14 protein-coding genes are annotated in these 11,001 nt (G+C 43.7%); 9 read left to right on the top strand and 5 right to left on the bottom strand.

Annotated features, from left to right (window positions below):
• Nucleotide 1: 1 nt before the first annotated feature.
• The 4 genes from RDV48_20000 to RDV48_19985 form a co-directional block, all read right to left on the bottom strand.
• Entirely contained in the window at nt 2-181 is a 180-nt protein-coding gene (locus RDV48_20000) for a hypothetical protein (GenBank protein MDQ7825095.1), read from the bottom strand.
• Between the two features lie 77 nt (nt 182-258).
• Nucleotides 259-831 (bottom strand): hypothetical protein, encoded by a 573-nt coding sequence (locus RDV48_19995; GenBank protein ID MDQ7825094.1) that lies wholly within the window; start codon nt 829-831, stop codon nt 259-261.
• Between the two features lie 284 nt (nt 832-1,115).
• Nucleotides 1,116-4,277 carry a DEAD/DEAH box helicase family protein gene (locus RDV48_19990; protein ID MDQ7825093.1) on the bottom strand — a complete coding sequence of 1,054 codons (3,162 nt, stop codon included), beginning with the start codon at nt 4,275-4,277 and terminating at the stop codon, nt 1,116-1,118.
• Nucleotides 4,267-4,857, bottom strand: a complete 591-nt coding sequence (locus RDV48_19985) for a methyltransferase domain-containing protein (protein MDQ7825092.1) — start codon at nt 4,855-4,857, stop codon at nt 4,267-4,269. Before RDV48_19985 ends, RDV48_19990 begins: the two co-directional genes overlap by 11 nt.
• A gap of 364 nt (nt 4,858-5,221) precedes the next feature.
• On the opposite strand from RDV48_19985, the gene RDV48_19980 reads away from it, so the two are divergent.
• The 4 genes from RDV48_19980 to RDV48_19965 all read left to right on the top strand — a co-directional run bounded on the left by RDV48_19980 (nt 5,222) and on the right by RDV48_19965 (nt 6,996).
• Complete coding sequence (locus RDV48_19980; GenBank protein MDQ7825091.1) at nt 5,222-6,064, top strand: hypothetical protein; 843 nt, start codon at nt 5,222-5,224, stop codon at nt 6,062-6,064.
• 48 nt (nt 6,065-6,112) lie between these two features.
• Nucleotides 6,113-6,316, top strand: a complete 204-nt coding sequence (locus RDV48_19975) for a hypothetical protein (protein ID MDQ7825090.1) — start codon at nt 6,113-6,115, stop codon at nt 6,314-6,316.
• Nucleotides 6,317-6,533: 217 nt separating this feature from the next.
• Nucleotides 6,534-6,770: a hypothetical protein gene (locus tag RDV48_19970; protein ID MDQ7825089.1), complete on the top strand. Its 237-nt coding sequence runs from the start codon at nt 6,534-6,536 to the stop codon at nt 6,768-6,770.
• A gap of 22 nt (nt 6,771-6,792) precedes the next feature.
• Entirely contained in the window at nt 6,793-6,996 is a 204-nt protein-coding gene (locus RDV48_19965; GenBank protein MDQ7825088.1) for a hypothetical protein, read from the top strand.
• A 197-nt stretch (nt 6,997-7,193) separates the two neighbouring features.
• On the opposite strand, the gene RDV48_19960 is transcribed toward RDV48_19965, so the two are convergent.
• On the bottom strand, nt 7,194-7,415 hold the full coding sequence (locus RDV48_19960; GenBank protein MDQ7825087.1) for a YgiT-type zinc finger protein: 222 nt from the start codon (nt 7,413-7,415) through the stop codon (nt 7,194-7,196).
• 379 nt (nt 7,416-7,794) lie between these two features.
• Here RDV48_19960 and RDV48_19955 point away from each other — a divergent pair, with 379 nt between their 5' ends.
• The 5 genes from RDV48_19955 (at nt 7,795) to RDV48_19935 (ending at nt 10,989) form a co-directional block, all read left to right on the top strand.
• Nucleotides 7,795-8,598: a hypothetical protein gene (locus RDV48_19955; GenBank protein MDQ7825086.1), complete on the top strand. Its 804-nt coding sequence runs from the start codon at nt 7,795-7,797 to the stop codon at nt 8,596-8,598.
• A gap of 47 nt (nt 8,599-8,645) precedes the next feature.
• A complete protein-coding gene (locus tag RDV48_19950; protein MDQ7825085.1) occupies nt 8,646-8,849 on the top strand; it encodes a hypothetical protein in 204 nt (67 codons plus the stop codon).
• A gap of 486 nt (nt 8,850-9,335) precedes the next feature.
• On the top strand, nt 9,336-9,539 hold the full coding sequence (locus RDV48_19945) for a hypothetical protein (GenBank protein MDQ7825084.1): 204 nt from the start codon (nt 9,336-9,338) through the stop codon (nt 9,537-9,539).
• Nucleotides 9,540-9,641: 102 nt separating this feature from the next.
• Nucleotides 9,642-9,845, top strand: coding sequence for a hypothetical protein (locus tag RDV48_19940; protein MDQ7825083.1), 204 nt, complete (start codon nt 9,642-9,644; stop codon nt 9,843-9,845).
• A gap of 310 nt (nt 9,846-10,155) precedes the next feature.
• A complete protein-coding gene (locus tag RDV48_19935) occupies nt 10,156-10,989 on the top strand; it encodes a hypothetical protein (GenBank protein ID MDQ7825082.1) in 834 nt (277 codons plus the stop codon).
• The last annotated feature ends 12 nt before the right edge of the window (nt 10,990-11,001 follow it).

Genomic DNA, 11,001 nt, shown 5'->3' with positions numbered 1-11,001 from the left:
ATTACCAGTAATTTTGACTGGGATTCTTGTGGTATGGATAGGTGGGACGGGGCACCTCGCCCCGGGGATCGGGCTCCCCGCCCGGGGCCGAATCCTGAGCTTCCTGAAAGGCGGCCTCTTCCGCTATTTTTGCCGCCACTGCATCAATCAAGTGGGGAATGATCTCCTTGTCGATATGCATGGTGCTTGAGCCTCCTCAGGTCGGTCCGATCAGGCTCCTGTATCCGGCGGTGCCCTTCTGAACTGCGGAATTCTCTGTCAGTTCTTCAGCAATGAGACGCTTTTCAAATCGTAGCGGGTCCGCGAGGCTCCTCCGAGGCTGAAGCTGATGGTATTGGGCCCTTTTCTGAGGTATCTGCCGATCTGATAGGTTCTTGTCTCTTCCGCAGTCCCCACGATGCTGATATTCTCGGCGATCACGGACTCATTGACGCGGATGGTGAGAGGAGACCAGATTCCCTTGTTTCCCTCCTGCTTGGCGATTTCCATAAGCGCGTTGGACCCGGCGTCTGTCATCTGCAGTGAGTACCCTTCAAAGGTGTCCTCCGGAAGAGTGAACTTCAGGGTCATCGTGCTGGCCCTGCTGTAGAATCTGAGAAACCCCATGAAACTGGTGCAGTACTGCTGCTCCATGGTAACCTGCGGGGTGCCTCCTCCACTGGGCTGAATGCTCCACAGGATGCTCCCGGAGGCAAGCGTCTCCTGAGGGCTGTTGATATCCTGGCCGCCCGCTGCCAGCGCTGTGGTGAAGAAGATAAGCGCAAAGAGTGCCATCACGGTGAAGATGGTCGCAGTCAATGCAATACCAGAGCTGTTCCGCCTGTGTCTCATAGGTTCACTCCTGTCTGTGTAATCAGTATTTTGCGGTCCCGGGCAAAAACCTGTGAAAAGGGGACCGGATAAAATTATACCTCACTCTGAAGCCCAGGGCAAGACGCCAATGACATTTTACGGAGTGTATCGTGAGGCCAGGGGCCAATCTCCCGGCCAGCAAGAAAATTTGTCTGTGTGACGTGAGCAAGATAGAGACAAATTTAAAAGCTGGCTTGGAGAATGTCCCCTGTCCTCTTTGCGCTGGTTTCAGTATAATGTCATTGAACGAATGAAAGCTCTGACTAGAGAATTCTGAGTTCAAACTTATGCTTTCCAATTATTGACAGAAGGAGGCTTTTCTCATTATGGCTCTGCCTGACTTTGAGCAAATTTTCGCGAAGAGCCTCTGCAAGAAGAGAATTCTTGTCATAGAGCAACGAGTATTTTCTGTTTGCTTTGTCTCTTTGAATTTCTGCTTCGTATGCATTATTATTCATAACAAGAGTAATCTTGCGCCGATCTCCTGGCGCAATGGGGCTTTCTTGAAATGCCACTATGGCAAAATCCCGGTCAATGGGGAAACCGGACAACAGGATTTCTGGTGAATAGGTGATAAACATCTTTTTTCCCCTTTGATAGAAATACCGGTGTAGCAAGAAATCTAGCCTATCATCTACCAGTTTCCTGAAGAAAGGATCATTCCAGAAAGGTATAATGTCCTCTTTTAATTTGAAAACATTAGAGCCTTTATCGAAGATAAACCAGTCCTCTTCTTTGTTGCTGAGGTAGCGAAGGGGCTTCTCCTTGATATGGGATTCAACTTTATTCAGGGAGTAATTGTCTGGGTTTGTTGAGCGGGCAAGTTCATCATAATCATGAAGTTTGTCTTTATTGCTAAGGTAGAAGTTGAGAAAACTTCTGGCAATATCCTCAACTTTCCATTGGACACCTGGAATACCAAGCAATGCTTTAAGAACAACCATTTTGTAAGATTTTACCTCGTTGAGTCCTGACTCAAGGTGCTCTAAAAATCTTTCTCCTGGTGTTTCTAAGAGACTCTGCTCGTCTTCAGATAGAGAACCCTCACAATAAAGCTTGGCACGTAGCCAGTTTTCGAATTCTTTTATGAAAACGGAAGGATTGGGATCGTGTGGACTTGCAATAAAATCTTTCAGTTCAGGAGACTTACCCAGGTCATCTTTGATGTCCTGATAGAGTTGTTTTAGACGTTCTTTTTGAGGCATTATTGACAAGATGTCATTGATTTCATTATCCCATATGCGTTGCACTTCTTTATCAATGGAGATATAGCAGCAATCTGGCACCTTAATGTCCAAAGCATTTTTTCGTCGAATAGACTTAAGTTCAATAAGGTAATCGTTAACAGAAGTATAGCCGCTCAGGGCAAGAGGTGCGATATGCGCCTTGCGGAAATTCCCAATAAAATCAAGCACGACGAGAAATTCCTTGCCAGGGTGTTTTCTGAGACCTCTTCCCAACTGCTGAAGATATATTGTGAAAGATTCTGTGGGGCGCATGAAGAGCACATGGCTTACTTCAGGTATATCAATGCCTTCATTGAAAATATCAATGCTGCATATCACTTTGAGAGGATGCTTTTCGTTTTTGAGATTTGAAATTGCCAGGCTTCTTTCTTCTTCCGAGGATTCACCTGTAAGGGCTATCGCATCAATTCCATGATAATTTGTCATCGTATGAGCAGTAAACTTTGCGTGAGCAATGGAACTGCAAAATGCCAATGCTTTTATTTTCCCCTTTGAAGGCAGAAATTTTTTGAGATTGTTCACCACGATGGAGGTACGGGTATCATTACTCAGGGCCTTTGTTAATTCCTCTTCATCATAATGAGTTGAGCGCCAGGCTATTTTTTCATAATCAGTGCGATCATAAATGGCATAATATTGAAAAGATGAGAGCCATCCTTTCTCCACTGCATCAAGTAGGCGTACTTCGTATGCCACATTGTAATCGCACAATTCGAGAACATCACGGCCATCCAATCTCTCAGGAGTTGCAGTAAGACCAAGGAGAAACTTGGGCCTGAAATAATCTATCACTCTCAGATACGTGGCTGCCATGCCGTGATGAAATTCATCCACCACAATGTAATCAAATTCACAGGGGTCAAAGTCTTCAAGATTTCTTGATATAGTCTGGACCATTGCAAAAACGCCGCGGTGATCTGAAATGTTTCTTTTTCCTCCGCCATATACAGTACCGAAATGGCTGTCCTGCATTATAGTTTCGAAGATCCTCAATGATGTGGCAAGTATATTCTCCCTATGGGCAATAAAGAGAATCTTTTTCATACGGGATTGCTTAAAGTCAAAAGCGGCGAGGTAGGTCTTGCCGATTCCTGTCGCAGCGATTATGGAAGCCTTATCAGTTCCTTCACTGCGCATAATAGAAAGTTCGTTGAGTGATTCTTTCTGAGCGGCATTTGGTGTGAAAACCTGGCCATATGGGGCTTCAGACTCAAAGAGTTCAATAGCCAGGGTTCTGTTTCTCTCATATCGCCTGCGATAAGCGGCAAGAAACTCATCAGTTACCTCGCAGGATTCCTTTTCCCAGAGATGTTCAAACTCTTGGCGGAAATACTGGAAAGGGGTTTTGCCATCAAAGGGAAGATTTACTTCACCGGGGGAAAAATAGTTCCATTCTATATTTTTTCCAAAGCCGCCTGCAGTAAAATTCGATGATCCGATTATGATCGATCCGCTTCCATCCCTTCGCTGAAAGAGGTAGGTTTTCAAATGAAAGGAAGGTGGATCTTCTGTAAGGGGTATGCCTGGAGGATGAAATATTTTAAGACCAATTCCCCTGACTTGCTCCATAAGATGGATAAAATGATCAGGATTATTGAAATTACCCATTGTTGAGAGAAGCACTCTCAGGATTCCGCCGCTTGAGATAAATTCGTTAAGTGTATCCAGCAGCATATTGATAACAGAAGATGAGAAAAATGCCGATGCGATCCATACCGCATCGCTTTTATAAATCTCTGATTTAATTAGCTCCAGGAGAAGGGGCGGATTGACTCTCGTCGATACTGCCAAGGGATGATCGGCAATAACATAAGAAGGACATTTACCATTGACGCTTTCCAGAAAGAATCTCTCTTCAAAGGCTCCCCGGGCTTGTTTACGAGATTCTCTTTCTTCCAGGAGATCTTTCAATGTAAAATTATGCCGATTAAGAAGAGCAAGTATTACTTCCAGAATGTCAGCAGATTCTTTAAGTATTCCTTTGGGGTTGCTGAGGTTGCACTCTGAATACAGTTCGTAAGCTTCCTCAAGCAGTTTGTCTGCAGCAGCCTTGAGGAATTCTTCTGGTTCAAGTTTCCTATTGAAGGGAGTTTTACCCTGTTCTCTGACAATTTTGGGAATTAAGTCACGTACCAATTTGTTGTGGATAACGGGACTATTCTTTTTATTACTGCTCATTGCGGCCCACCTTTTTCAACACATACTGAAGCCATATATCATCTGAGCCTATGAGCGATTCCTTCATTGAGAAATCAATGACAGAAAAGCCACAGTTTTTGAAAAGGTGCTTTAGTTCATTATCATCCCAAAGGTAAAAAATGCGGCCATCATCTTGGTGCTTAATACTTTTTCCGGCCTTCAATGTAATGAGTACATGCCCTGAAATCGAAAGCGCCTGGGTAATCTTGGAGAAGATTAAGAGAAATCTGTCATGTGGAATATGCACAAGTGTTCCCACAAGAACAAGAGCATCATATTTTAAGGATGAAAAATCGAATAATTCAAAGTCCCCTTCGATCACCTCGCATCCTGAGCAGTCTCTTGCTCGTTCAGCAAGGGAAGATGACCTTTCGAAGCCAGTCGCTTTGAAGCCGTGGTTCTTCAACCAGCAGAGATCCCGGCCTGAAGCGCATCCCACGTCAAGTATAGAGTCTTCCGGGGAAAGCACTTTTTCAAGTGGCAACAGGAAAGAAGAGGGATCTATGTAAAAAGTTCGCTCGTGGTATTCTGCTGAGCGGTTTTCGTAGTAATCATCCATAGGAAGTTTGATTTTTTCGCTTGAATCTTGAAATTTCCACCAATAATTAATAACAAAGTATTCACTTCACAAGATGGAATACCTTCCGGAGCATTGTTGAGTGTATTGGCGGTCTTGTCTTCAATCAAAGTAAGAGAGATACTTTTTCCTTACAGGGGCAAAAAGTGACGCCGGGATTTTTAGAGGACAGGGGACATTCTCCAAGCCAGCTTTTAAATTTGTCTCTATCCGGCTCACGTCACACAGACAAATTTTCTTGCTGGCCGGGAGATTGGCCCCTGGCCTCACGGCACACCGCACGAAAAGTTTACACAATTCGAGGAAATGAAACATCGGTGAAATACCGGGGCAATATACTTTCTGTATGATTGATGCAGAGCCATCTTTTGATACAGGAGCATCGCTTTCAATGTCGTCACCCTGGAGAGAAGTACCAGATGACTGGCTGGATGATGAGTATTCGAGTCATCAGGGATATAAGGCTTTTCAGAAATATTTCGGTATGAAAGTCAAGCCTGCAGTGATAAATGAGTATCTTTTGGGAGAGGGAATCTGTAGATCGGCAAAAATCAAGGTAGAACGCTTCAGTGCCCAAGAAACTCTGGGAAATTTTGCTATAAAAGGCACCATGAATGTCACAGGGCCTTTGAAACAACGGGGGACTGGGACCGATCACATAATAATTCATAGAACCGTCGATAAAAAACAAAGGACTTGCAAGTTTGATTTAATGGGAGCAAGTAAAGTGAGAATCGAAGGTTTTGGCGTAGAGTATCATCGAAGAGTGATACCGATATTAAGAAAGCTTGGAATAGAAAAGATAAGGACTGACCCCACTACCACGACGGAACACTCCAAGGAGAGATATAACTTGATTGGTGCATATGTGTGGAGCTTCTACGGCTATTCAAATGACGATATGGCCGGGACATTGAAGCAGTATATCGACTACCTCAAGAACGAAAAAAGAATAATGCTTAACGCAGCGCAGGAAAGCGATATAATGAGCATCTCAAGGATGAGAAAACTCGCTGAAGACATAATGCCTCATGGCGAAAAAACAGGCAAGAAATTTTTACTTGGACTTGATGCAAACAACAAGCCTACGAGGGACGTGTGGTGGGGCGGAACGCATCACAATATTTATGATGAAAGAACTAATGAGATGTCGGAACTGATAGACCATCTCTTGTATAAAATCAGATGAAATTGACTTATTGTCATACATACGCTATAATACAAGTGAGGTGACATTATGGCTGATTATGCAGATCATGGTGAAATTGAACTTATAGAAAGAAAATATGCGAATTATCCCTCTTTGACCGAAATTAGACATATGTGCCATGAATTAGGTATTGTCGAAAACGATTTCAGGACAATTAAAGAGGAAGACGCCTGGGCTTATTATCACGAGCTTAAGGCAATGATTGAAGCCAAACAACGCAAGACTGCTTAAAAGGAATCACCACAGTTGACGGGCCCCTGCCAGGGGCTTTTTCATTTATACTGTCCGGGAGAATGTCCCCTGGCCTCACGGCACACCGCACGAAATGTTTACACAATTCGAGGAAATGAAATAATCAGGTAATACCGGGGCAATATCGTTCCTGTATGATCGATAAGGAGCTTCATTTTTATGAAATTATCTTGGAGATCGAAAAGAGAGTGCAGGAATGGCGAAATTCCCCTCGATAAAAGCAAGGAAAATGCTTTCCATTCTTGAAAGAGAGCCTCTGAAATACAGAGTGTTTCGTAGGGCAGGCTCTCACCGCAAGCTTGTATCTTCAAATGGCTACCCAATTATTGGTTTTAGCTTCCATGACGCTGAAACTCTCTCTCCTGGAGAGGTGAGAGAGATACTTGTGAAAAAAATCGGCTTATCTGAAAAAGATGCGCTGGATCTGCTATAATAAGAGCGAGGAGGTGGGCATTATGAAGACAGCACAAGTGATATATCATTATGAGAAAGAAGGCAGATGGTGGGCCGATTCGCCGGAAGTAAGCGGATATATTGCAGGTGCGAATACCCTCGAAGATCTTAAAAGGCTCGTCTATGAAGGCATACCCTTTTTTGTCGGCGAGCCCGTGGAGATTACAGAGACTTTTGACGATTCCTGCGGGCAGAAGACCGCTTAAAAGGAATCACCACAGTTGACGAGCCCCGGCCAGGGGCTTTTTCATTTATACTGGCCGGGAGATTGGCCCCTGGCCTCACGGCACACCATACGAAAAGTTTACACAATTCGAGGAAATGAAACATCGGTGAAATACCGGGGCACTATTATCTGCTGAAATGAGAGAGCAAAAAGCAAGTCTTACTGGCAGTTCCTCCACTATGCAGCGAACCTGATGATCTCGAGCTCCGCTTCGTTGTTTACGCTCTTTAGAATTTCATCAACGCGCATCATCGTATTGTCATCAAGCTCATAGACCGGGCATCTGACGCATTGACTGACGGGGAGGCCTTTTACCACAACGATGGTTTTTTCGCTTACCTTGAATGGCAGGTCAGTCCGAATTGCGTTCATGGGCGACCCACATACATGACATTTCATGAGCCTTGCCTCCTTGTCTTTAGAGCGGCATTCCATTCGTCAGGATACGGCTCATAGGCTGTGATGATTCTCGCATTATCAGCCGGTACATCTGCTGCAACAAGCAGGTGAAAGGTATTTCCCTCGTGGCGCGCAAAAAGCAGATAGCTGGGTAAATATTTGTCTTGAGGGTATTCTTCAATTATTTCGTAGCCTCTTTGGAATGATCAAGAATCCTTTGTCCACAGTTCCTTCTTCAATAAGCCACTGATTCCTCCCGCTTCACCAATCACGAAAAGTTTACACAATTCGAGGAAATGAAATAATCAGGCAATACCGGGGCAATATCGTTCCTGTATGATCGATAAGGAGCCATCTTTCACTACAGGAGCCCACCTTTATGCCTTCTCCCTGGAGAGAAGTGCCCGATGACTGGCTTGATGATGAGTATTCGAAGCATCCGGGCTACAAAGCCTTTCAGGAATACTTTGGACTGAAAGTGAATCCCGGAGTTATCAATGAATATCTTCTCGGTTCGGGCATCTGCCCCTCTGCACTCATTGAAATAGAGAGATTCAGCGCAAAGGAAATATTTGGCACCCTCGATATAAAAGGCGTTATGAAGGTCACAGGGTTTTTGAAGCTAGGCGGTATAGGAACTGACTATATCAAAATTCATAGAACCATTGATAAAAACAAAAAGATGTGCAAGTTTGATTTGATGAGTGCAAGCAGGATAAGAATCGGAGGATTCGGAGTGGAGTATTATCGCAGAGTAATCCCGTTATTGAGAAAACTAGGAATAGAGACAATAAAAACCGATCCTACTACAACTGCAGAGCACTCCAAGGAGAGATATAATCTGCTTGGGGCATATGTCTGGAGCTTTTATGGCTATTCCAATGACAAAATGGCCGAGACGCTGAATCAGTATGTTGATTATCTCAAGAATGTGAGGGCTATTAAGCTTACTCCTGATCAGGAAAACAAAATAATGAGCACCAAAAGAATGGTCGAGTTGGCAAAAGACACTCAACCCAATGGCGAAGAGACTGGAAAGAAATTCCTTAAAGGCCTGGATGCTCAGGATAAGCCCATGCGAGATGTCTGGTGGAGCGGAACTCATCACGATATAAATGACGAGAGTAATGCTAACGAAGAAATGACTGAATTAATCAAATACCTTCTCAAGAAGATGAAATAAATTGACTTATTGTCATACATACGCTATAATACAAGTGAGGTGATGCTATGGCAGACTATACCGATCCTACTGAAGCTGATGAAATAGATAAACTATATGCAAATTACCCTTCAGTCTCTGAAATAAGAGATATGTGCTATGATTTGGGCATTGAACAAAACAGTGTTTTAACTCTTGACGAAGATGACGCCTGGGCTTATTACCGCAAGCTGAAGGCGATGATGGAAACCAGGCAGCGCAAGAGCGCTTAAGAGAATATCGCACCCTGATGACGGGCCCCTGCAAGGGGCTTTTTCATTTATACTGTCCGGGAGAATGTCCCCTGCCCTCACGGCACACCACGCAAAATGTTTACATAATTCGAGGAAATGAAATAATCAGGCAATACCCGGGTAATATCATTCCTGTATGATCGATAAGGAGCTTCATTTTTATGAAATTATCTTGAAGATCGAAAAGAGAGCACAGGAATGGCAAATTTCCCCTCACTCAAAGTAAAGAAGATTATTGCCATTCTTATGAGAAAACCTCTTTCTTATCGTATCGCTCATCATGTTGGGTCACACAGAAAGCTTGTTTCAGAAAATTATCCAGACATACGGTTCTCATATCATGACAAAGTGACGTTATCCCCGAATGACGTGAGAGATTTAATGGTGAACGAAATTGGGTTAACTGAGCAGGAGGCCCTCAGACTTCTTTAAATTTATGATATAATGAAAAGGAGGTGGCAGTAAATGAAACAAATCAGGATAACCTATTTTAAAACAGGACCCAAAAACTGGAGAGCAAGAACTCCCGATCTTTCTGGATATTTCGCTGGTGATGAAACCCTGGAAGGGCTCAGGAAGCTTGTCTATGAAGGCATACCCTTTTTTGTCGGCGAGCCCGTGGAGATTACAGAGACTTTCGACGATTCCTGCGGGCAGAAGACCGCTTAAGTGATAAGAACGAATCATCAAGCCAGAAGAAAGCCCCTCCATTTAGATGAAATAAATTGACTTATTTTCATGCATACGCTATATTACAAGTGAGGTGACATTATGGCTGATTATGCAGATCATAGTGAAATTGAACTTATAGAAAGAAAATATGCGAATTATCCCTCTTTGACCGAAATTAGACATATGTGCCATGAATTAGGTATTGTCGAAAACGATTTCAGGACAATTAAAGAGGAAGACGCCTGGGCTTATTATCACGAGCTTAAGGCAATGATTGAAGCCAAACACCGCAAGACTGCTTAAAAGGGATCACTACAGTTGACGGGCCCCCGCAATGGGGGCTTTTTCATTTCTTCCGGCTTGTTTCGGAATAACCAAGACAATGCAAGAGGACAGGGGACATTCTCCAAGCCAGCTTTTAAATTTGTCTCTATCTGGCTCACGCCACACAGACAAATTTTCTTGCTGGCCGAGAGATTGGCCCCTGGCCTCACGACACACCGCACGAAAAGTTTACACAGTTCGAGGGAATGAAACATCGGTGAAATACCGGGGCAATATCATTCCTGTATGATCGGTGCAGAGCCATCTTTCGATACAGGAGCCCACCTTTATGCCTTCTCCCTGGATAGAAGTGCCCGATGACTGGCTTGATGATGAGTATTCGAGTCATCCGGGCTACAAAGCCTTTCAGGAATATTTTGGACTGAAAGTGAAGCCCGGAGTTGTCAACGAATATCTTCTCGGAGAAGGAATCTGTCCCGCTGCTCCTATTGAAATAGAGAGATTCAGCGCGAAGGAGATCTCTGGTGCGTTGAAAATAGAAGGTGTCATGAAAGTCACAGGGCCACTGAAGCTTGGGGGGAAAGGGACGGACTCCATTAAGATTCATAGAACCATTGATAACAATAAAAAGATGTGCAAGTTTGACTTGATGAGCGCCAGTAAAGTGAGAATAGAAGGCTTTGGTGTTGAATATTATTGCAGAGTAATACCGTTATTGAGAAAACTAGGAATAGAGACAATAAAAACCGATCCTACTACGACTGCAGAGCACTCAAAGGAGAGATATAATCTTATCGGGGCATATGTGTGGAGCTTCTATGGCTACTCAAATGACACTATGGCAGAGACTCTGAATCAATATGTTGACTGGCTGAAGAAAGTGAAGCGAATAAATCTCAGTCAAGCGCTCGAAAATAATAAGCGAAACATGCCACGTATGTTTAATCTTGCAAGAGACAAAATAAACGGTGAGGATACCGGAAAGAAGTTCCTTATGGGACTGGATGCAAATGATAAACCCACTCGTTCTGTATGGTGGAGCGGAACCCATCACGATATCAATGATGAAAGCGCCAAAAATGAAGAAATGACTGAACTGATAAAACATCTTCTCAGGAAAATCAGAAAAATTGACTTATTGTCATATATACGCTATAATTGAAATGAGGTGAGG

Source organism: Candidatus Eremiobacterota bacterium (assembly GCA_031082125.1).
Taxonomy (GTDB): domain Bacteria; phylum Vulcanimicrobiota; class CADAWZ01; order CADAWZ01; family Ess09-12; genus Ess09-12.
The sequence above is the reverse complement of the archived record's forward strand: the minus strand, read 5'-3'. Positions and strand labels throughout refer to the sequence as shown.